Origin of the sequence: Alkaliphilus transvaalensis ATCC 700919, assembly GCF_000621485.1 — a bacterium.
Lineage (GTDB): Bacteria > Bacillota > Clostridia > Peptostreptococcales > Natronincolaceae > Alkaliphilus > Alkaliphilus transvaalensis.
Window position 1 is genome coordinate 1 of sequence record NZ_JHYF01000009.1, and the last position, 22,732, is coordinate 22,732.

Annotated in this window: 19 protein-coding genes, 1 rRNA gene and 1 other annotated feature; of the genes, 4 read left to right on the forward strand and 16 right to left on the reverse strand. The window is 32.6% G+C overall.

All coding sequences use genetic code 11. The features are described 5' to 3' along the window. From T335_RS0107580 to T335_RS0107615, 8 genes are all read right to left on the reverse strand, one after another. Positions 1-322: ribosomal RNA gene (locus tag T335_RS0107580) — 16S ribosomal RNA — on the reverse strand; the annotation flags it as partial. A gap of 651 nt (positions 323-973) precedes the next feature. Then, positions 974-1,882, reverse strand: a complete 909-nt coding sequence (locus tag T335_RS0107585) for a bifunctional enoyl-CoA hydratase/phosphate acetyltransferase (RefSeq protein WP_026477007.1) — start codon at positions 1,880-1,882, stop codon at positions 974-976. A gap of 334 nt (positions 1,883-2,216) precedes the next feature. Next, the gene (locus tag T335_RS0107590; protein WP_026477008.1) at positions 2,217-3,347 is read right to left on the reverse strand and encodes a tetratricopeptide repeat protein; all 1,131 of its coding nucleotides are present in this window, start codon (positions 3,345-3,347) and stop codon (positions 2,217-2,219) included. An 87-nt stretch (positions 3,348-3,434) separates the two neighbouring features. Beyond that, a complete protein-coding gene (locus T335_RS0107595; RefSeq protein ID WP_026477009.1) occupies positions 3,435-3,920 on the reverse strand; it encodes a GNAT family N-acetyltransferase in 486 nt (161 codons plus the stop codon). Between the two features lie 55 nt (positions 3,921-3,975). After that, positions 3,976-4,533 (reverse strand): flavin reductase, encoded by a 558-nt coding sequence (locus T335_RS0107600; RefSeq protein ID WP_026477010.1) that lies wholly within the window; start codon positions 4,531-4,533, stop codon positions 3,976-3,978. A gap of 115 nt (positions 4,534-4,648) precedes the next feature. Next, the gene (locus T335_RS0107605; protein ID WP_026477011.1) at positions 4,649-5,392 is read right to left on the reverse strand and encodes a hypothetical protein; all 744 of its coding nucleotides are present in this window, start codon (positions 5,390-5,392) and stop codon (positions 4,649-4,651) included. Positions 5,393-5,410: 18 nt separating this feature from the next. Beyond that, positions 5,411-7,168, reverse strand: coding sequence for a B12-binding domain-containing radical SAM protein (locus T335_RS0107610; protein WP_026477012.1), 1,758 nt, complete (start codon positions 7,166-7,168; stop codon positions 5,411-5,413). A 25-nt stretch (positions 7,169-7,193) separates the two neighbouring features. Further along, positions 7,194-7,961 carry a GNAT family N-acetyltransferase gene (locus tag T335_RS0107615; protein ID WP_026477013.1) on the reverse strand — a complete coding sequence of 256 codons (768 nt, stop codon included), beginning with the start codon at positions 7,959-7,961 and terminating at the stop codon, positions 7,194-7,196. A 152-nt stretch (positions 7,962-8,113) separates the two neighbouring features. Here T335_RS0107615 and T335_RS0107620 point away from each other — a divergent pair, with 152 nt between their 5' ends. Continuing rightward, positions 8,114-8,773, forward strand: coding sequence for a hypothetical protein (locus T335_RS0107620; protein WP_026477014.1), 660 nt, complete (start codon positions 8,114-8,116; stop codon positions 8,771-8,773). Between the two features lie 120 nt (positions 8,774-8,893). Beyond that, positions 8,894-9,496: a zinc dependent phospholipase C family protein gene (locus T335_RS0107625; RefSeq protein WP_026477015.1), complete on the forward strand. Its 603-nt coding sequence runs from the start codon at positions 8,894-8,896 to the stop codon at positions 9,494-9,496. Positions 9,497-9,579: 83 nt separating this feature from the next. Here T335_RS0107625 and T335_RS0107630 read toward each other — a convergent pair whose 3' ends face one another. Then, complete coding sequence (locus T335_RS0107630; RefSeq protein ID WP_051569196.1) at positions 9,580-10,932, reverse strand: MATE family efflux transporter; 1,353 nt, start codon at positions 10,930-10,932, stop codon at positions 9,580-9,582. Between the two features lie 118 nt (positions 10,933-11,050). Between T335_RS0107630 and T335_RS0107635 the strand changes: the two genes are divergently transcribed. Then, entirely contained in the window at positions 11,051-11,245 is a 195-nt protein-coding gene (locus T335_RS0107635; RefSeq protein ID WP_026477017.1) for a hypothetical protein, read from the forward strand. Positions 11,246-11,274: 29 nt separating this feature from the next. Here the strand turns inward: T335_RS0107635 and T335_RS0107640 are convergent, their stop codons facing one another. The 6 genes from T335_RS0107640 to T335_RS0107665 all read right to left on the reverse strand — a co-directional run bounded on the left by T335_RS0107640 (position 11,275) and on the right by T335_RS0107665 (position 20,710). Next, entirely contained in the window at positions 11,275-12,432 is a 1,158-nt protein-coding gene (locus tag T335_RS0107640) for an ADP-ribosylglycohydrolase family protein (protein ID WP_026477018.1), read from the reverse strand. A gap of 165 nt (positions 12,433-12,597) precedes the next feature. Beyond that, positions 12,598-14,298: an arginine--tRNA ligase gene (argS, locus tag T335_RS0107645; RefSeq protein WP_026477019.1), complete on the reverse strand. Its 1,701-nt coding sequence runs from the start codon at positions 14,296-14,298 to the stop codon at positions 12,598-12,600. A gap of 185 nt (positions 14,299-14,483) precedes the next feature. Next, positions 14,484-14,732, reverse strand: a binding site (T-box leader). Positions 14,733-15,186: 454 nt separating this feature from the next. After that, the gene (locus T335_RS0107650; protein WP_026477020.1) at positions 15,187-15,630 is read right to left on the reverse strand and encodes a DUF523 domain-containing protein; all 444 of its coding nucleotides are present in this window, start codon (positions 15,628-15,630) and stop codon (positions 15,187-15,189) included. Positions 15,631-15,645: 15 nt separating this feature from the next. Beyond that, a complete protein-coding gene (locus T335_RS0107655; protein ID WP_026477021.1) occupies positions 15,646-18,018 on the reverse strand; it encodes an endonuclease MutS2 in 2,373 nt (790 codons plus the stop codon). Positions 18,019-18,374: 356 nt separating this feature from the next. Then, entirely contained in the window at positions 18,375-20,186 is a 1,812-nt protein-coding gene (typA, locus tag T335_RS0107660; protein WP_026477022.1) for a translational GTPase TypA, read from the reverse strand. A 281-nt stretch (positions 20,187-20,467) separates the two neighbouring features. Next, on the reverse strand, positions 20,468-20,710 hold the full coding sequence (locus tag T335_RS0107665) for a hypothetical protein (RefSeq protein ID WP_026477023.1): 243 nt from the start codon (positions 20,708-20,710) through the stop codon (positions 20,468-20,470). A gap of 324 nt (positions 20,711-21,034) precedes the next feature. On the opposite strand from T335_RS0107665, the gene T335_RS0107670 reads away from it, so the two are divergent. Next, on the forward strand, positions 21,035-21,520 hold the full coding sequence (locus tag T335_RS0107670) for a hypothetical protein (protein ID WP_026477024.1): 486 nt from the start codon (positions 21,035-21,037) through the stop codon (positions 21,518-21,520). 451 nt (positions 21,521-21,971) lie between these two features. On the opposite strand, the gene T335_RS0107675 is transcribed toward T335_RS0107670, so the two are convergent. After that, positions 21,972-22,211: a hypothetical protein gene (locus T335_RS0107675; RefSeq protein WP_026477025.1), complete on the reverse strand. Its 240-nt coding sequence runs from the start codon at positions 22,209-22,211 to the stop codon at positions 21,972-21,974. Positions 22,212-22,732 lie beyond the last annotated feature (521 nt).

Genomic DNA, 22,732 nt, shown 5'->3' on the forward strand with positions numbered 1-22,732 from the left:
CCGATCACCCTCTCAGGTCGGCTACTGATCGTCGCCTTGGTGAGCCATTACCTCACCAACTAGCTAATCAGACGCGGGCCCATCCTGTACCGAAATTCTTTGACCCATAAGGGATGCCCCTTTAGGGTTTTATGAGGTATTAGCAACGGTTTCCCGTTGTTGTCCCTCTGTACAGGGCAGGTTGCCCACGCGTTACTCACCCGTCCGCCGCTAAGTTTATTAAACTCCATCCGAAGACTTCCTTTAATAAACTCCGCTCGACTTGCATGTGTTAGGCACGCCGCCAGCGTTCATCCTGAGCCAGGATCAAACTCTTAAATATAAAGTAGATGACCAAAATCTTTGATTTTGTGTCAGTCACTTTAGTTCAAAATCGATTTACCAACTTCATCATAATAGAATCATGTTGGTAATGAGATTGTTGAACTACATTGACGTAAAAAAATTATGCTGGCTTAAATCTATACTGTTCAGTTTTCAAAGACCTTTTCATTAGGACTTTCGTCCTATCGCTTGTTACAGCGACTTTTATACTTTAACACATTTCACAACTTGTGTCAATAGTTTTTTTGTCGTTATTTAAAAATCAATTTATTAAAGTATGTGTCTCAAAAGCGACTTTACTACTATATCACCTTATTCAGACCATGTCAACAACATTTTCTTATCATTCAAAGCTTTTTTCATGTGTTGCTGACGACCTAAATAAATATAACACAAAACAATTACTTCGTCAACAATAAAAATAAAGTAAATAAATGGTATTCCGATGAGGTTTCATTCAATTATTTACATTTACCTATAGTAGTATTTCTAACTCTTATACTTTTATACATCTAAAATGAATTATATATGAAATACCTATACCATATGGGAATTGAATTTTTAAAAAAACCTATCAGATATGACCATCAATTCCATAAGGAGGGGAACCCCTAAAAAATTAGAAGTTCCCTTATTAAATAATGTAATCCTATTGATTAGCTGCAATAACACTACCAAGAGCAATTGAATATAACTTCGTTTCTGATGAATCAGCTCTTGAAACTAATACTACTGGCGCCTTAGCTCCCATAATAACCCCTGCAGATTTAGCATTTGCCATATAAGTTAATGCTTTTCCGATTCCATTTCCTACTTCAATTGTAGGTACTAACATAACATCTGTTTCTCCTGCAACTGGACTATTGTAACCTTTAATTGCAGCAGCCTCTTTTGAAACTGCTAAATCGAAGGCAATTGGACCTTCAACAATAACATTCTCTCCGAAGTACCCTTCTTCAGCCAATTTTTTAAGCTCTGCACCATCAACTGTAGATGGCATTTTTTCATTCACCTTTTCTTTTGCAGCTAAACAGGATACCATTACTTCTGGTCTTCCAAGAGCTTTTGCAGCTACAATAGCATTTTTAAGAATACCTTTCTTCTCATCTAATGAAGGCTCAATATTCATTCCCCCATCTGTTAAATATAACAACTTATGATAATGTTCTGCTTCATAAACCATAACATGACTTAAAAGACTATCTGTTCTTAGACCTACTTCCTTATTAAGAACTGCCTTTAAAAGTATTGATGTATCTAAAATCCCCTTCATTACAAAATCTGCTTCTCCTTGAGAAACCATTCTTACTGACTCTAATGCAGCCTCCATCAAATCAGGCTTATTTACAACTGTAAATTGACTTAAATCCATACCAATTTCTTTTGCAATCAAATTAATTTTTTCTTCATCTCCAACTAAAATTCCTTCAATTATGTTCATGTTTTTAGCTTCCATAACTGCTGTCAGAACATCTTCGTCTTGGGCAGCTGCAACTACAAGCTTCATTTTAGTTTGATTTTGTGCTACTTTAATTAATTCTGCTAAATTGTTAATCATTATATCACCTCATATTAATATTTGTAGATTTATTTGAAGATTTAAAAAAAATTAAGTAAACCCATATGTTCCTTATTCTATACTGAAGTAAATTTTCCTTCTATTTTAGGATAACTTTTTTATGTCTGTCACCTGCCATTACAAATTCCTTTAAACCAACTTATAAGTTAAGGGATTTTATTATTTTTTGATACTTTCAAGAAGATCATCTAATTTTACATACAATATATATAGGAAATGGTGCACTCAGTAACTATGCACCATTATCTTATCCAAATTATAATTGTTTTAATAAAATCCTACTACCTTCTCTAATCTTACTTAAAATCATAACTTACTCCGCCATTAATGCTTTAATCTGTTTTTCACATGCTTGTGTAATTTCATCATGGGGATTAAGCTCCAAAGAAGTTTTAATATAATAATCAGCCTCTTGGTAATCTCCTAATTCCATATGGGCCATAGCAAGGTTACATAATATTTCACTATTTTCTCCACCGACTTCCAGTGCCTTCTTAAAATAATCTATTGCTTCTAAATAGTTTCCTTTACTACTATAACATAGCCCCAATTCTACAATGGAATCTAACATATCTTCCTTTAATACTAATACTGCTTCAAACTTTTCTATTGCTTCATTATATTCCTTAGCTTGCCGATAACCTAATCCAATAAAAAATATTAAGTTCCACCATTCTGGATACTTTTCTTCTAACTCTAATAGTAGAGGAAGCCCTGCTTCAGTATTGCCTTGAAGGATAGCTTCATAGCCTATTTCATATTTCACTAGATCTTCTAATTCGTAAAGCATATGCTTTACCCTAGCTTGAAGTAATTCATCAACCTCTAGATCTAGTAATTTCTCAGCGTATAACTGTGCTCGTTTAAACTGTTTCTCGTCTTTATAAATATAAGCTAATTGATAATAAGCAACTGGATCTGGTTGTATTTCTAAAAGTGCCTCTAATTTATCCTTAGCTTCTCTACGAAACACTTTAATTTCTTTTTTACTTGATAGCTTTTCTTCTGCGTATTTAAGCAGGCTTATTCCATAATTTAATAATGCCTGTGGATTCGTCTCATTTAATACAAGAACACTTTTTATAAAAATCAAACTTTCAGCTAACTTACTATCTTCAGCTAACTTTACAGCTTCTACTAGAATAAACTTCTCTATATTATCATCTACGGACTTTAAAAATTTTATATATTCTGTAGCATACTTAAAACCTGAGTCTATCCCAATTGTATAAGCCATTCCCCGTATAATTGCAGCAACGGTAATAACCTCATTTTCTTTTTTAGTTTTTATATTTTCAGCTAATTCATGGGTTAATAGTGGTACATCTAAGCCACCCGAAGGTATTAAATAGCCTTTTATGTTTATTTGTGCATCTTCCTTTAAATGAATAAAAGAAAGATCTTCGGTATATTTTCTTATATATGGATCAATTAAAAACGCCATTGGTTCCCTCCATTACTATCATTCTCTTCAAAGCCTATTATTGTTCTGTGTTTTGTGTTCTGTATTTATCCTATTATTATAATTTCATTAAAGGATTTTGTGAAAAATAATGTCATCTACAAACTCTCCAGTGGTTTCATTTTTATGGTGCTGATAAACGCATCCTGAAAATGTAAAACCTTGGGATAGAAGGGTATTGATAGATGGTTTGTTATTACTATATACATATGCTCTAGCAAGGGTTATCCCATTATTTTTCAATTGGTCTAGGCAATATTGCGTAAAGGTTTTTGCCATCTTTTTTCCTCTAAAATTAGGGTCTACGGCGATAGTTAATAAAGCTGAGTGACTCTTATTTCCTTCCCCTTGCTTGCCTCTAAAAACTGAAACAACCTGCCCATTATCCTCTGCAACGTAAAAGAAGCAGCCCGTCTCTTTCATTTTTTCACAAAGTTCAGCCTCATCTAATATTTCTGCAAAAGATACTTCAGCAGACTCCGATTCTAGCTTCTTGAATAAAGTAACTACCTGTTGAATATCCTCTTCTTTCATTTCTCTAAATTGTACTTCCATCTTTTAATCTGTCCCCCTATCCTTAAATATGTTTTATCGCCTTTTTTCTTATATCCTATCTTCTTACGCTAAGACCAACTTTACCTAACACCTCACCTAGACCATGATATGTCCCCTTTTGGTATGTAAAAAAGCGACAATTCTCTAAGTCTACCTGCTGGTCTTTAACATATTCTTCATTCACCTGAAGATTGATTATTTCTGCTATAAATAAATGATGACTGCCTAAGTTGATTACTTCTTTGACTTTGCATTCCATATTAACTGGACATTCTCCAATAAGAGGAGCTTTTACGTATTGTCCTTTTATTGCCGTTAACTGAAGCTCTTGAAATTTATTAACATTCTTGCCTGATTTAACACCGCAAAAATCATTTTCATAAAGAAGTTTTTCATCAGGTAAATTAACTACAAACTCTTTTGTCTCTTGGATCATGTTAAAAGAATGTCTTTCTGGTCTAACGGCTATCGAGAGCATAGGTGGGTCTGAAGATACGACACCTACCCAAGATATTGTAATGATATTATTTTCTCCTTTTTTATTTCTACAGGAGACCATAACACTTGGAACTGGATATAGCATTGTTTGGGGTTTTACATTTACCTTATTCACTTTCATCCATCTCCTTATATAGAATTTAAAGTACATTTTATATTATTTAATTTTATTGTTTATTATAGAAATATGCAATTTCTCACTTAACCAATTATAAAACTTGTAGAAGAATCTAAAATTTTCTCATAAATAACCGTTTTCTTCTATTACTAGTACTCAAAGTTTCAAATAAGTATCCCCTATAGATCATCATAAAGGAGAATAAAACCTGCCCTAACAGATAGGTTACAATACCACCTCTTGCCAACAGATTAACAGGAGCATAGTAATTAATTACGCCAGAAATCAGCTCTCCAGTTAAAAGATACATTAATCCAATAAAAATAATGTTAGGGATATACCATTCAATCCAATTATCTTTAATAAATTCAAATGAATAGGATATTGATTCCCATGGACTATAATATTTTTGATATAGAACTTCAGGTATAGGATTTAGCACTATAAAAACAATGAACATCATTAAATTTCTAGCCAACAAAGGATGTATAAAGGTACTTATAATTGGTTCTGCCAGTAATGTATATGCTAGTTGTGCAACATAAAATAAAAATAGTAGCCCCCATACTTTTCTTAAGTATATTCCAAAACCCTCTTTAAAATCTTGCATCGTGATTCTGTTTCTTCTAATAATCCCTTCTAACAAATGAAGATAGTTAGAGATTAATGCACTTGTGGCGATTAATAGCACTAGCCCAGCAAGAATCCAAAAAAATCGTAATATGTAATATAAAAATATCGTTGCAAATATGTAAAAAATTCCAGTTAGTACGATCCCCCAATTTTTTCGTATACTATTGATAGAATTTTTTAGCACAGTTAGGTTTGTATGATATAAATCTTGAAAAATTTCCATTTACTCACCCCATTTTTTTTATATAGATACTTCATAGTATCTAGAATGATCTAAAGCTTTATTACTTAAATCATAGTCGAAAAGAACAGTTTTTACTTCATTTCTTACTTCACTAAGAGCTAAGGGTACTTCTTCTAACTCAATTACATTATAGTTAAATGCTTCAAAATGAACCTTCTTAATAATTTGCTTTGCTGGAGTATTAAGGTAGTTAGGTAAGAATTTCTCCACATTTTCCTCCTGTTGCAAAAACTCATGGCATCTATTTTTAAAATCCCCTTCTTCAACGCGATTAAAGAAGACTGGTAATGAAGAGGTCTTTGTATTCTTTAAAAAGTCAAACTTCAAAACTTCTTTAAAAACATCGATTTTGTGAAAATCTTTAACTTTATAAAAATCTAAGAGGATTTCATATAGCTTATTTTTCCCATGGGAAGTATGATGATAACCCTTTTGTTCCCAATAAAACCATAGAGCTTCAAAAAACTTAAATGCATTGGCATAAAAATTTTGGATAATCACTTCGATTGAAGTATTAAATATCCTAGAGTTCCAATAAATTTCTACCATCTCTTCAATTCCCTTTAACCTGATGATTTCACCATAGGAAAGAGACTCGTTCTCCATAACTTCGTAGGGAGGTGTATCTGAGTAAACATAACCAAACTCTGCAGCCTTAGCCCTTAAGCCTGATCCCTTCAATAACTTTAAAAATCCCATTTGAAGTTTCTCTGGTCTTAGCTCAAAAACATCTTCGAAGGATTTTCTAAAGGTATAGTAATCTTCCTTTGGTAAACCTACAATTAGATCTAGATGCTGATGAATATTTTTATAAGAAGAAATTGTCTTAACCCTTTGGCTAAGCTTTTTAAAGTCCACTTTTCTGTCAATTTCCTTTAAGGTTGCTTCATTGGTAGATTGAACACCTATTTCAAATTGAAATAATCCTACTGGAGCCTCCTTTAAAAATTCCATTAGATCTTCCCCTAATATATCCGCCGTCACTTCAAAGTGAAAATTAGTTTTTCCTTTATTATGTTCCATAATGAAATTCATAATTTCTAATGCAAAGGCTTTATTGGCATTAAATGTTCTATCAACAAATTTTACCTGTCTTACTTCTGCATCTATAAAATATTTTAATTCGCTCTTTACTCGATCTACTGGTAAATATCTAACCCCTTGTTCGGCAGATGATAGGCAGTACTGACAATTGTAGGGACAGCCCCTTGAGCTCTCATAATAGATAATCTTGTCCTCAACCAATAATTCTGCGTCGTAGGGGAAAGGTAATTCTTCCATAGAAGGATTTTTTTCCTTTTGAGGATTAATATAGATTTCCCCTCTTGCTCTATAGCCTATAGCTGGTACTTGTGTGTAGTCTCCATCAGAATTTATTAGATTAATTAATTCCCTAAAGGTCTTTTCTCCTTCACCAATTACAACTAAATCAATTGAGTCGTTAGCTTCCATTAACTCTTTGGTTTCAAAGGATACCTCTGGGCCTCCTAGAATAATCATGATACCTGGCAAAACTTTTTTAATATGGTTAGCAATATGAAGGATCATATCGATATTCCAAATATAGCAGGAAAAGCATAGTACATCTGGATGCATTTTATAAATTTCTGAAATAATATAGTCAGTTGAGTTGTTGATAGTAAATTCTTTTATCTCTACCTTTATATTAACATCATCAACAGACTTTTTTAAATATCTAATGGCTAAGTTTGTATGGACATATTTTGCATTTAATGTTGTTAGTAGAACCTTCATTCATTAACCTCTTTTCAATACTAATTTATTCTTCTTTAGTAATCATACCTTTTTTCTTTAAGCCAAACCATAGAACATCGCCCCAATAAACCAGTCCTAATTCTCTAGCAAGATTTTTGGAGGCTTCATTAGTTACTACGATATGAACGTAAGGAATATTTCCTCTCTCTACAACTTTTCTTACTAGATCTCCTGTAATTTTTTTAGCTAACCCCTTTTTCCTGTACTCTTCTATTGTATACATTACCCCCATAGAGTTATCTTCTCTAACAAGTGCCCATGACACTGGCTTACCTTCTTCAATAATTACAGATGATGGTCTCTTTTGAATACATTCCAGTAAGTATTCCCTCGAGCCCTCCTCCTTGTAAGTGTAATGGTAATCAACAATATCAATATCCTCTATAGTTAAGGAGGGGAGTACTTCTACTAAGGAGATTTTCTCTATATTCTCTTCTGGTAAATAATATAATTGACAATGTTCATCCCAGTCTAATTCATATTCAGTTAAGCTTTCCTTAATTTTATTTGCCCACGCCATCGGTAGTCCACAAAAACCAACATAGTCTGGAAAGGCAAAGTTATTTAAAATTTGACTTAGAATCTCTTCATCCTTACTATAGGGTATAGCCCAATAACCATCTTTTAATACAAATCCCCTAGGCTTTTGATGGTCATCTACATAGATTTCTACATTCTCGCTATTTTTTATTCTTCCTATTGTATTTAAATGGGCGATTGGGTCTTCTGCCAATAAATCCTTAATTAATTTGATATCTTTAATAGGATGCATATAGTCTCCCCCTTTCAAAAGTACATAATTATTATAGCATAGTAGATTTAGCTTTGCATCTTGCTAGGCTTTTCTTAAACGAGATCTTTTTCTTATGATATAATGATTAGAATGGAGACTAAAATATCAATGATAAATAAAGGAGATTTGCCATGAAAAATAAAAAGAAAATTATAATAATTGTAAGTGTTTTTATACTAGTGGTTTTAGGTATGATTATCTATATCCTTTCTTATCCCCCTGGAATAATTAATAGTCCTTCATCTGAAATTATCTATGATGAAGGCTACTTTATTACAAAATTTGCTTCAGAAAACATCCAATTATTAAAGGAAAATAAATTTATCCTTACCGAAGAAGAATTAAATGGATATCTTAATTTTCAGTTAGAAAATAGCCATCTTTCTTTAGAAAATGGTCCCTTTAAGGCAAATCATATTGTCGTTAATTTATTAGATGAAGGCTTAGTTTTAAATATACATGGTAGACTTTATGGACTACCTGTTAGAATACAAACAGAATTAACAACCATCTATAATAATGAAAAGGTTTATTTTACTATGAGAAATTTTAAGTTTTCTCGAATTAATGTTCCCGAAAGATTTTTTACGAAGCTTATTGGTGATTCATTAGGAATGGACTCAAGTATTTCTGATGAAAATCAATTTTATTTACCAATAGAATTTCATGAAATGGTTCATATTAATAGTATTGATTTTAAACAAGAAGGGATTTTTATTTACTATGAACTGGATCGTGAAAAATTACTTGAAGAATTAATGCGGGATTTTAGGGGTAGAATGGGACTCTAACAAAAATTCTTTTTTAAGATTATGTAAATTAGATTGCCATTATCTCGATTATAAAATATAATGAAACTAATGACGGCTATTCACCAGTAAACTGTCTTTTAAAAGAAAGGTTGTTGCTATTTGTTTCCTCAGACCCATAAAATTATTTCGGAGTATCTCCATGAGAATATCTCTAAAAACTTCGGAATAGAACTCAATAGAAAAAGTCTAATTTATGGAAGTATTAAACCAGATATTGTCCCAAGCCTCGCTAAGTTAGATCACTTTAAACCTCAAACCTTTAATTTAATTTTAGATGAGGTCCATAGACTTTCCAACTACCAATTAAACCCTAATCATGAAAGTCTTAAAGATTTTTCTACACAAATTGGAGTTGTAACCCATTTTATTGCAGATTATTTTTGTCTACCCCATAATGATCGGGTCAAATACCGTAAGGCTACAATTGTTAGTCACCTTATTTACGAAAATAATCTTCACAAACTTTTCAAGGAATACCATGGTCAATTTAAAGACATCGTTATTCCAAAAAAGACCTTTAATGTTCCTAATTATGCTAGTCACTTGATTAAAGGTGTAGTTGATGAACTCCATACTGAATATAGTTTAAGGGAAGAATCTTTAATGAAGGATCTAACAAGTTCTCTACAAGCAACTTTAGCCGTAACTTCTTATATTATCTATCATGTTTTAAGAGGTGGTATTGAGAAGCAGGTTGCCTAGTTAACAGTATATCAGTTATTCTAATCATATTAAAAATCAGTAGGCATAACGTATTTTTTAAATACGCCCTCCTACTGATTTTTTTATATCACTTTTTTCTTCCAGTTACCCATATAAAACCATACTAAAATAATGATTGCTTCCACTACAACCGAGGCACTAATGGCAATCCAAACCCCAGTTGTTCCCATTGGAAAGACTGTAGTTAGTAAATATGCAAAAGGAATTTTTACAAACCAATTTCCACCTACTGATGCCACCATTGGTGGAAGTGTGTCTCCTGCCCCTTGAAAAGCTGCTCCCATAATATTAGGAAAAATTACAAAGAGAATTCCCATATAGCAAATCCGCAAATATTCTACCCCGATTCTGATGACTTCTGGATCATCTATAAAGGCCCTCATTAAATACTTTGGAAAAATAAAAAAAGGAACTGAAAAAATCACTATATTGTAGATGGCAAGCTTTAAACCTTGCTTTACTACTCCCTCAGCAGCTTCTATATCTGCCTTTCCTAAATTTTGTCCCACTAAAACGGACATGGCTGTTCCTAGACCAGCTAAAAAAATAAAAACAAAATTAAATAATCTTCCCCCTATTCCAAAGGCGGCTCCTGCACTAACCCCTTGAGAAATAACAATACGATACATTATTAATCCTGTTAAAGGTCTAGTGATCATATGAAGGGCAGAAAAACCACCTATCTTCATAATCCTTGCCGAAGTTTTTAGCTTTAGGGTTAATTTATCTAGTATGTCCTTAAAATCAAACTTAAAAATGTGATTTATAACTAAATAACCCATAAACAGTGCTCCCATTGCTTCAGAAATGGCCGTTGCCCACGCTGCTCCACCAATTCCAGTTTTAAGTACCATAATAAACAAATAATCTAAAAATATATTTAGTACATTCATCCCAATAAATACTTTAACTGGATTTTTTGTATCTCCCGTAGCCTGTAGTACTGCTTTGGTTGTTGCATTGAAGAAAAATAATGGAATACCAAGTAGTGCAATTCTTATATAAACCTTTGATAAACTTAGAACTTCTGCTTCTGCTCCACCAAATATTTTTAAAATTAGATTTAAGTTAAGGTAGCTTACAAGGGTAACAATTACCCCCACTATTAATGATAAAATTATTCCATTAAGGGAAATTTCCTTTATTCCTTCCCTGTCATCTGCACCTGTAAGTCTAGAAACCAAAGCAATTGACCCAGAGGCTATCAAAAAAGGAATGACATGAATTACTCCAATTACCGATGTGGCTGCTGTTACTGCAGATGTCTCTAAGCTCCCAAGCTTAGCAATAAAAAACATGTCGGCGATCACCATAAAAGTATGTAGAACTTGCCCTATGATTACAGGTAAGGCTAAGTTCCATATTTTTTTTAATTGAACCTCGTCTGTCTTCATGATGCTATTAATTATGGTCATGTTATGTCCTCCTTATGGACTTTTTTCCTATCTGTAAATAAATTGTAGAAATATGAAGGTATTTAGATATTGTTGTAGAATATTAACCATATATTAAAGCATAGAAAGGAGCAGGCGAATGGAGGAATTTTCAACAATATCAGTAGAAGAAATATCTAAACATGATATGCTTCTGATTATTAAAGCACTAGAATATACAGGTGAACACACTAATATTCCTTCTTTTATTGAGTTAAGAAATACAATGGTTAAGCAGTTGAGTGCTTTAGCCGAGACCACTGAAAAAGAATTTATAGAGTTCTTGCAAAAATAGCAAATCATATATTTTAGTTTCTAAGACAGTTAATCAGTAGCTGTCTTTCTTTTATACAATTTGTACTGACCAGTTTTTGTTTCAACTTCTACTTTAATAAAATATTTCCCTACTTCCTTTGAAGTTACTTTAGTTACATTAAGGATTGGGTGTTTTATTACTGTCCCTTCCTTCAGTTGAAATAAATCTACTTCTCTTTGGGGGGCTTCATAAGGTCTTTTACCCACTTCATAATTTCTAACTTTACAGATGTATTCACCCATATTTTCGATAAAATCCTGTTCTGTATATTCATTAGACCTATTATTTTCAGCGTTACTTACAATTCCCCAAAATCCATAGGCTAAAGCTAATGTTTCCTTTTGATCTTCCTTTGGAAGATTCTGAAAGTCTGGCAACAACCCCTCTTCTAATCTCCAGTAATTATCTAAAGCTAATAATAAAATACTTTGACTGTCTGGATTTACTTTAGTTTGGTTTATTTTTCCATCCTTTAGTCTATCCAAGGCCATTAGATAATTTATTTTTTCTTGTTCGAATTGTAGAATATATTTTTTAGAGGGTTCTTTTTCTTCGTTAATTAGTAACTGATCTCTTTGTAATCCAATTAAGAAATCTTTTAATTGGTTGATTAAATCTTCTCGATCTTCCTTTCCCTTCTCTAATAACAGAAATATCACCCTTGCCAACAATATTGCTGTTAGGATTACCTGGGGATGCTGATTTAAGTAAGTTATTTGCTTAACTACTTCTTCTTTAGCAGCCTCAAAGTTCTTATTAGCTAAAAGGATGGGGATTATTCTAGAAAAACCATAACCTCTTTTATCATTATGATATATTGAATTTTGATAATATTTTTTTCCTTCTTGGATTCTTAATCGTAAAAGATTAGCCTCTCCGTGGCGATAATATTCCCATAGCTTCACTTCGTCGGTAATCCGCTTATAATCTACTATGGTTTTAGACTTTTCTTTTAAGTCGATTAGACATTTCGTAATAATTAGAGATAGTTCTGTTATTTCGCTCCATTGCCCTTGGGGAAGTTGCATCTTTAGTTGATGATCTCTTATATATTGGAAGGGTATAAACTCGGTTGTAAGGTCTTTAGTATTTTCATTTAAAAATCCCAAGGCATCTCCATAGGCCATCTGTGTAAAACATCTTTTTATTTGTTGTTCTTTAGCCAAGGGTTCTCCCCCTTTCTTAATTGTTTGTTGAAGTAGGGCACATATTTAATGGTAATCAATTTCTTCTAAATATACAAGGGGAATAAAAAAATATTTTTATAACGATGAAGACCCCAAAGTCCATCATTAAAGGATGGGTTTAGGGTCAGTTTAGTTATTAATGAATTACATTTTTTCTGGCGCTTTAATACCTAATAAGTACAAACCAATGCTTAATACTTCTTTTACAGCATATACAACAGCAAGTCTAGCCTTCTTTGTTTCTACATCTTCAACTAAGATCGGATGATCATGGTAGAAACGATTAAAACCCTGGGCAATATCAATAATATGTCTTGTAATAATTGATGGTTCATTTTTTCTCTCAGCATCTTGAATCACTTCTGGGAATCTTTGAAGATCCTTTAAAACCGTCATTGTCACATCATCAGTTAATACTTCTGGGTTAAAGTCTGATGTAACTTCCATCTCTGCCTTTCTTAATACGCTAGAAGCTCTTGCATGGGTGTATTGTACATAGGGACCTGTTTCTCCTTCAAAACTAAAGGCTGTTTCCCAAGAGAAGGATATATCTTTGATTCTATTATTACTTAAATCATTAAAGATTACTGCTCCAATACCCACATCTTGAGCAATTTGCTCTTTATTTTCTAGATTAGGATTTTTCTCTTCAATAATTTCCTTAACTCTAGTAACTGCCCCAGTTAGGACTTCCTCTAGTAAAACGACATTCCCTTTACGGGTTTGAATTCTTCTACCTTCATGGGTAACACGGCCAAAAGGAATATGCAGAATATCCTTAGCCCACGGGAATCCCATTAGTTCAATTACCTTAAACCATTGAGCAAAGTGTAGATTTTGAGAATAGTCTGTAACGTATAAACACTTATGGAAGTTGTAGGTATTTTTACGATAAATTGCGGCTGTAATATCTCTTGTGGCATATAGGGTACTACCATCCTTTTTTTGTACTAAGCAAGGTGGCATGTCAAATTCGCTTAAGTCAACAATTACAGCTCCTTCACTTTCTTGAAGTAACTTCTTTTCTTTCATTTCTTCTAATACAACATCCATTTTATCATTATAGAAGCTTTCTCCTTGATAATAGTCAAACTGAACATCAAGTAAAGCATATACTTTTTTTAGTTCTTTAATTGTTTCTGTACTAAACCATTGCCATAAACTTAGGGCTTCTTCATCTCCCTGCTCCATTTTTGTAAACCAACCTCTTGCTTCATCTTCTAATGCAGGGTTAGCCTCTGCTTCGTCATGGAACTTAACATAAAGATCTAATAATGTCTTAATCGGCTCTTTTTCTATTTCTTCTTTGTTTCCCCAGTTTCTGTAGGCAACAATTACTTTACCAAACTGTGTTCCCCAGTCACCTAAGTGGTTAATTCCAACACATTTATATCCTAAAAATTCATTAATTCTGTAAAGGGAGTTACCAATTACAGTAGAACGAAGATGGCCTACGTGGAAAGGTTTAGCCACATTTGGTGCTGAATAATCTATACAAACTACTTTTCCTTCACCTATTTTGGAGCTACCAAACTGATTCTTTTTATCCATAACTTCATTAATAATGGCCTCAGCAAAGGCATTACGATTTACAAAAAAGTTTAGGTAACCACCTACATTTTCTACTTTTGCAAAAGCATCAGATAGTTCTATTTTCTCAACTAGCTCCTGAGCAATTGCATTAGGTGCCTTTCTAAATACCTTTGCTAATTTAAAGCAAGGAAAGGCAAAGTCACCCATATCAGCATTTTTAGGCACTTCAATTGTTGAAATAATCTCTTCTAACGACATTTCTCCCATATAGGGTTGTAGTTCTTGACCTAATTTCTTCTTAAAATCCATCATGATTTTCTACCTCCTATTTTTGTATAAAATAATAAAACTATTTAATACCAACCAAACATAATAAAAATATGTAAAGTTGGTTGTTATAGATCTGTGCTATTAACATTAAGTCTTTCAAATAAAAAAGCAGAACAGAATATAAACAGCAAAATTTTATAGACTAACAAAAAAACCCCCGCCTCTAAAAAAGAGACGAGAGTTAGATCCCGTGTTACCACTCTTATTGGTATCAAAGTATAAAAATTAAACATACTTATAAGTATAAGTATTTTGATACCCACTCAATTTCCTGATAACGGAGGAAAACCGTATTGCCCTACTAAGTTCAAGCATATTCTCTGAGGTGCGCTTCACTGTAACATTGTGCCAGACTTCCACCAACTCTGACTCGCTAAAACAATTATTACACTTACTCTCCTCATCATCGACTTAACAGTATTTTCTTGTTCAAAATAATATAACATATATTATCCCTAAAAACAAGGTTTTTTATGCGTATTTTTTATAGCCTGTTCAAAAGCCTTTAGATTCAAGGAACAAAAAAAGTCAGCGACTGTGGCGTATTTTTTATATACGCAAAGGTGCTGACTTTTTGCTGTGACGCAGAAGATGAGGACTTTTCAACTACAACTAGCTTACCTGTTCAAAAGCCCTTAGATTCAAGGAATAAGGAGAAGCAGCGAACGCCGCGTATGTTCTTATACGCTAGGGTGCTGCTTTTTTGCAATGACGCAGAAGATGAGGGCTTTTCAACTACAACTAGCTTAGCCTGTTCAAAAGCCCTTGGATTCAAGGAACAAAAAAAGTCAGCGACTGTCGCGTATTTTTTATATACGCAAAGGTGCTGACTTTTTGCTGTGACGCAGAAGATGAGGGCTTTTCAACAGGCTAAAAGTCTTCTTCAGAATATACCTTAATCCCCCTACTCTCAAGCAGAGCTGCCGTTACCCCTATTCCAGCTATTTTCTTTCCTGAAAAACTACCGTCGTAGATTCTTTTATTTCCACAGGATGGGCTATTTGCCTTTAATATAGCTTCTTTAATCCCTAATAATTGTGCTATTTTTAAGGTTTCTTCTGCTCCTTTGATAAAGGCTTCTGTTACATCGATCCCGTCATTTCTTGATACGCTACCGTTACCGGCTAAGACATCTTGACCGTTGCCACCTTGAATTTCTGCGGGAGGTCTTGGAGTGGTTAATCCGCCTAACTGTTCTGGGCAAATAGGAACTATGCTTCTATTTTCTAGCTCTTTAATTAGATTTTCCTTCAGATTGTGGCCACCGGAATATTTACAGTTTACGCCTAATAGACAGGCACTAACTAAAATCATAACAACACCAACCTTTTATTTTAGTTCAATTACGGTTACTCCTGCTCCACCCTCGCCATATTCACCAGAACGGAGACTTTTAATATGCTTATTTTTCTTTAACATTTGTTTGATTCCTGCACTTAATACGCCTGTTCCTACCCCATGAATGATAGTGATGGGTGAAAAACCTGCAATGGCACAATCGTCTATAAATTTATCAACTTCTAGCATGGCTTCTTCTAAGTTTTGTCCTCTTACATCAAGCTCTCTTTTTAGATTAGCTGATTTACTTTTTACAATTTTACCAACACCTGTTTTCTTGGTTTCCTCAGATTTTTTTACTCTTTCTAGGTTAGTTACTGGGATATTAATCTTCATGATTCCCACTTGAACCAGTACTTCTCCTTTATCATCTACTGGAGAAATGACATGACCTGTCTGATTAAGAGAAAGAACAGTAACTGTTTCACCTGCTTTAAGGTTTTTAGGCGGCTTTTTCGAAGTTTTTTGAGTAAAGAGATCTTCTACAGTTTCCCCTAATGCTCCCATTTTCTCGGAAAGTTGTTTTTTAGCTGCTTCTAGCTGCCTATTTATTTCTTTTTCTTCTAACTCTAACTTCGTTTCTCGAAGATTTTTAATAATTTCTTCTGCTTCAGCCTTTGCCTCTTTAACAATTTTATAGGCTTCTTTTTTTGCATCTCTAACCATTTTATCTCTTTGCTCTTCTAACTGTCGTTTTTTATCTGCATATTGTTGAGTTAGTTTTTCTTGTTCCATTTTAAGCTTTTGAGCTTCTTCACGATCAGACTCTGTGGCTCTTCTATTGGCTTCAATATTTTGAAGTAAATCTTCAAATTGAATATCCTCTGTAGAAATAAATTCCTTTGCTGCATCAATAATTCTGTCAGATAAGCCTAATTTCCTTGATATTTCAAAGGCATTGGACTTACCAGGCACACCAATTAGCAGTTTATAGGTTGGTCTAAGGGTTTCTACATCAAATTCCACCGAAGCATTTTCAATATCTTTATTAGCTAATGCAAATTGCTTTAATTCGCTATAGTGGGTGGTGGCTATGGCAGAAGCATTAATTGCCCTTAGATGATTTATAATTGCCATTGCCAACGCTGCTCCTTCTGTAGGGTCTGTTCCTGCCCCTAGCTCATCAAATAAGACTAGTGAATTAGGTGTAACATCCCTTAGGATCGTGACGATATTAGTCATATGGGAGGAGAAAGTACTTAAGCTTTGCTCAATACTTTGTTCGTCTCCAATATCTGCAAATATTTGGTCATAAACCGGCAGTTTTGTTCCAAAGTCAGCAGGAACATGGAGTCCACTTTGGGCCATTAAACAGAATAAACCAACTGTCTTTAGAGTAACTGTTTTACCTCCTGTATTTGGTCCAGTTACCATTAAGATACGGAACTCTTCCCCCAACCAAATGGTAGTTGGGACAACCTCATTTGCCTTTAGTAATGGGTGTCTCCCTTTTTTAATATGAATTTTACCTTCATCATTTAAAGCAGGCTCAACAGCCTTCATTTCTAATGACAGTTTTCCCTTAGCAAAAATAAAATCCAACTGTTTTAAGATTTCTTGATTACTTCTTATTTCAATTGCTTTTTCTGCAATCATAGCAGAAATTTCCCTCAAAATTCTTTCGATTTCTGCTTTTTCTTTAAGTTTTAGTTCCTTCAATTGATTATTTAATTCGACAACCGCCATCGGTTCAATAAATAGAGTTGCCCCACTGGAGGATTGGTCGTGGATTAGCCCTGGTACATTACCCCTATGTTCTTGTTTTACTGGTACAACATAGCGGTCTTGTCTCATGGTAATGATGGCATCTTGAAGATATTTTTGATTACCAGTTGAGGAGATTATACTGTTTAACTTGTTTCGAATAGCTTCATTTTTAGAGTTTATAGATTTTCTTATATGTTTTAACTCAGAACTTGCATGATCTGATATTTCCGATTCACTTAAAATACATAAATTTATTTTATCTTCAATTTCTCTAAGGGAATAAAGTCCCTCTGCCATTCCTTGAATAATTGGAGATTGGCGATTTCCCTCTTCAGCCCTTAAATAACTCTTCATTTTTCGTGCTACCCCAAGGGTTCTATTTACCTGTAATAATTGTGCAGGATCTAAATATGAACCTATCTCAGTTCTCTTAACATAACCAAGAAGGTCATGGATACCTGAAATGGGGACATTTCCTTTTTGTATCAGTATAGCTTGAGCTTCGCTGGTTTCTTTTTGCATTGTCAGTATTTCTGACAAATTATCGATAGGCTTAAGATTTTCAGCCAAGCTTTTCCCTAATTCTGACGTACATCTATCCCATAATTTTTCTATAATTTTTTTATATTCTAATACTCTTAAACTTCTTTCATTCATCCGTATCACCTCTTGCTTTTTTGGATAACATAGGAATATTTGCCACTTTCAATTCTATCATATTATTTCTCATTTAGTCCAATATCTTGTGACCAATCTTAATAATTTTCTCCATTTTCTCACTTTTTATAGATTAAGGTAATGACTTCTTCAGCTTTAGATATAGATGAAAGTAGCATTAAGCTTACTTGTCTAATGTCTGAATGTAAATGAGTGGAATAAAATTCATACTTATGATGGTGCTAAAAAGTTCTATTTGCTTTTAAAAAGATTTTTAAGAGACTAAAGAGGTTTTAAAGAAAAAGATATGGCATAAGGAAACCATATCTTTTTAGTAATATTATATAAAGTTAGTCTTAACCTCTTTTTTGCATTCTTTCTCTTGTAACTTTATCTAGAATTTTCTTTCTTATTCTAATGTTTTTTGGTGTAATTTCAACTAATTCATCGTCTCCAATGAACTCTAGAGATTGCTCTAAAGAGAAAACTGTTGGAGGAACTAATCTTAAAGCATCATCTGCTCCAGAGGATCTAACATTGGTTAATTGCTTTCGCTTACATACATTTACAGCAATATCTTCTAAGCGGGAACTTTCCCCAACTACCATTCCACCATAAACCTCAGTACCAGGTTCAATAAACATAATCCCTCTATCTTGAGCATTGTAGATTCCATAGGCAACAGCAGTACCTGTTTCAAAGGCTACTAACGACCCTCTATTTCTAACACGAATGTCTCCACGGTATGCATCATAACCATCAAATAGATGATGGAAGGTTCCATATCCCTTTGTATCAGTTAAGAACTCAGAACGGTATCCAATAAGACCTCTTGCTGGGATTCTAAATTCTAGCTTAGTGATACCAGTTCCTGTTGGAGCCATATCTAGCATTTCACCCTTACGTTGTCCGATCTTTTCTATAACTGCACTGGCACTTTCATCAGGAACTTCTATAAATAAATGTTCTATTGGCTCTAATAATCCATCTTCAGTTTTCTTTAAGATTACCTCTGGTCTAGATACTGAGAATTCATATCCTTCTCTTCTCATAGTTTCAATTAATATAGAAAGATGTAACTCACCTCTACCAAGAACTCGATAGCAATCGGCTGAAATTTCTTCCATCTTCATGGCTACGTTAGAAAGCATTTCTCTTTCTAAACGATCTCTTAAATGTCTACTGGTTACAAAGGTACCTTCTTTTCCTGCAAAAGGACTATCATTAACCATAAAGTTCATAGAAATTGTTGGGTCATCAATTTTAGTAAAAGGTATTGCCTCTACCTTATCAACTGAACATAGGGTATCGCCGATATTAATATCAGCTATACCTGATATCGCAATAATTTCACCTACGGTAGCTGCTTCAATTTCTGTTCTTCCTAAGCCTTGGAAGTTATACAGATTACTTACTTTTACATTGGCTTGGCCTTCTGTAGCCTTAGCTAAAACTGCACTTTGGCCTTTAGTTAATCTACCTCTTTTAATCTTACCAATACCGATTCTTCCAATATATTTATCATAATCAATATTTGAAATTAATAACTGAAGCCCATCTTCATCATCTCCTTGTGGACAAGGAATATGCTCTAAAATTGCTTCAAATAAAGGTTGTAGATTATTACTTTCTTCTTCAACTGTTAATTTAGCAAATCCATTTTTAGCTGATGCATAAATTACAGGGAAGTCTAATTGGTCTTCGTGGGCCTCTAGGGCAATAAATAAATCTAATACCTCATCTATTACTTCTTCTGGTCTACGATCAGGTCTATCAATTTTATTGATTACAACAATTGGTTGAAGACCAGCTTTTAAAGCTTTTTGTAACACGAATCTTGTTTGAGGCATTGGACCTTCTTTAGCATCAACTAGTAATAATACTCCATCTACCATTCCCATAATTCGTTCTACTTCACCACCAAAATCGGCATGGCCTGGTGTGTCTACAATGTTAATTTTAACATCTTTGTAGGTTACAGAAGTATTTTTAGAAAGGATGGTAATCCCTCTTTCTCTTTCTAATGAGTTAGAGTCCATAACCCTTTCTTCAACATGTTCATTCGTTCTAAATGTACCACTTTGTTTTAACATTTCATCTACCATTGTTGTTTTACCATGATCAACGTGGGCGATGATGGCGATATTTCTTATATCATTTCGTTGCATTTTTTCCACTTCTTCCTTATTTATATTTGAGAATTTGCATAGTCTGATCTACGAAAATTTTCTTTGATTTTTATATATTTTGATCTCTTATCTGTCGTTTCATGTAGCTTTTTGCCATAAGAAAAATTTTATCACAAATTATAATTCCCTGCAATCATTAAAATATTAATAATTGTTGAGGTTAATTAATAATACACAATAAAAACAGATATCTCTAGATTATCCCCTAGTTAATATCTGTTGATTCTAATTGCATTTAGCTTTCTTAGACTTAGATAAGACTATCTGCCCTTTAGCTGATCTAATATCGTAAAAGTACACATGAACATAACAAAAATTCCCGTGATCATTACTGCTAATATCATACTAGTTTCTGGATGACCTCCAAAAATCATCTGTAACAAACTTCCTATACCATAAAATGAAATAAAGACTACCAATAGTGTGTAGCCCAATGATTTTAATAATCTTCTATTAAATAATTTATTATAGTTTTCTATCTCTTCATCATTTTTTAACTTCATCAATAGATCCTCCTTAAATCTTATTTCTATCTCTATTTATGTCTAAAAACCAATACTTCCACCCCTACTCTTCGGTTAATAGCTATATCTATACATTTTAATTTTATTTTTTCGTTTACTTGTAAAACAGATACGATCCATCCATTTACTCTTATCCAATTAATAATTCACCATAAAAATAAAATTCCCTCTAAAAGTATTTCGATGTTAATTTGATAAAAATAGATATTAAAAAGGATTATCTCTCCTTCTATAGAACTAACTAAAATATAAGAAAATTTAAATATAATAATTTGATGGGATACCTAAAGGAGCAACTTATAAATGAAAAAAAGAAAATTAATGATAGTGCTAATTATAGTTTTATGTAATAGTTTAATAATGGCCTTAGGAATGACTTCTTCAGACAATGACAATCTAATTACCCTTCAAAAAAATAGCGGAGACTTTTACTACCAAGTACAAATAAATACTATGGATAAAATTAACACATGGTATGTTAGCAATTCTAATACTAGCTTAACAATTATAGAAAATGATGCTAACAAATATTTATTAGAATTGTATCGTAGATCTGTTAATGACCATAGGATTAATTCATATAAGTTATACACCCAATTATTTTTTATGGTTTGTGGCCTCGGTTTATTAGTATGGTCATTCATTAAAAACCCCAACAAAAATATAATTAGTTTTTTAATGGTGATATTGTTTATTTGCAGCATTAATATCGTCCTTACTATCTATCGTGTAGATGTTGGAGAATCTGATGCAAATTATTACTTTTCTAGGTTAGCGGAACAACAATAGAAAAATGGTTTAATGAAATAATATAATGAGTGTTTCTCTACTACTAAATAGTCTGCACCCTAAGCGTAATAAAACCCAAGCAAAGCATTACCAAAACAAGCATTACTTTTCTAATTCTCTCACTTTTAGTATACCAAACCAAGCCCAATAAAATTAAATTGATGAAAGGCTCGATATATAAATTGAAATCAGAACAAAACATAAATAACATAATAGAATAGGATAAATGTCCAATAATAAAGTAATTTTTATTGCCAGTTGCTAAATAAGCAAAAAACAGAAATTCCTATTCCTGTTATGAGTAATAAATCTATCAAAAAACCCCTCCTAACAATACCCACTAAGTAAGAAACTGTCTAATAAATTTTTATATTTATTATAGGCTGCATAAAACTAATCTATGTTGATTTCATTCATAGATGGATGAGCTAGAGGTAATTCTAATCATTTATTAGCTTACAAAATCATACTCGTACATGTAATAATCGTATAAAAATAGGGTAATCCCAACCCCTAAAATTACAGATACCATTACAATAATTATTGAAGGATTTGCCAGATATCCAGTTATGATTGATGTGATCCCATATATTGGGGTAGTATATAACAATAATTTTACTTGGCGTTTTCCTACTACTAATGTAACAATCAAAAAAACAGCAAGTGTTATAATAAAATCTACTGAAAACAAGTAAAAAATGGGCCCCCTTAACTGGAACCAACTGGGCACTTGTAATAGTGCGTATATAAATGCCATTCTAATAAGTGTTTTATAAATCGAATATATTTTTTTCATCAGCTACCTCTATTAAATCTTTCTCTATTTATTTTATATATTTAATTTATTTTATATATTTAATTTATTTTATACGTTTAATTGATTTTGTATATTTATTTCGTTTTACACATTTAACCTATTTTTTATATTTAATTTGTTTTATACTTTTAATTTATTTTATTTTGTATACTTAACTTATTTTAATTTTCTTCAATTTAGTGTTACTTACTATTACTCACTTTTTTATATCTTTTTATATCTTTTTATATCTTTTTATATCTTTTTATATCTTTTTATATCTTTTTATTTTTTTATATCTTTTTTATATCTTTTTATTTTTTCATTATTACCTATATTATCCATTATACATTCTTTGTTTACTATAATCAATGTTTCCATTTAACTGAGGAAATTGCATAATACCATAACAATGA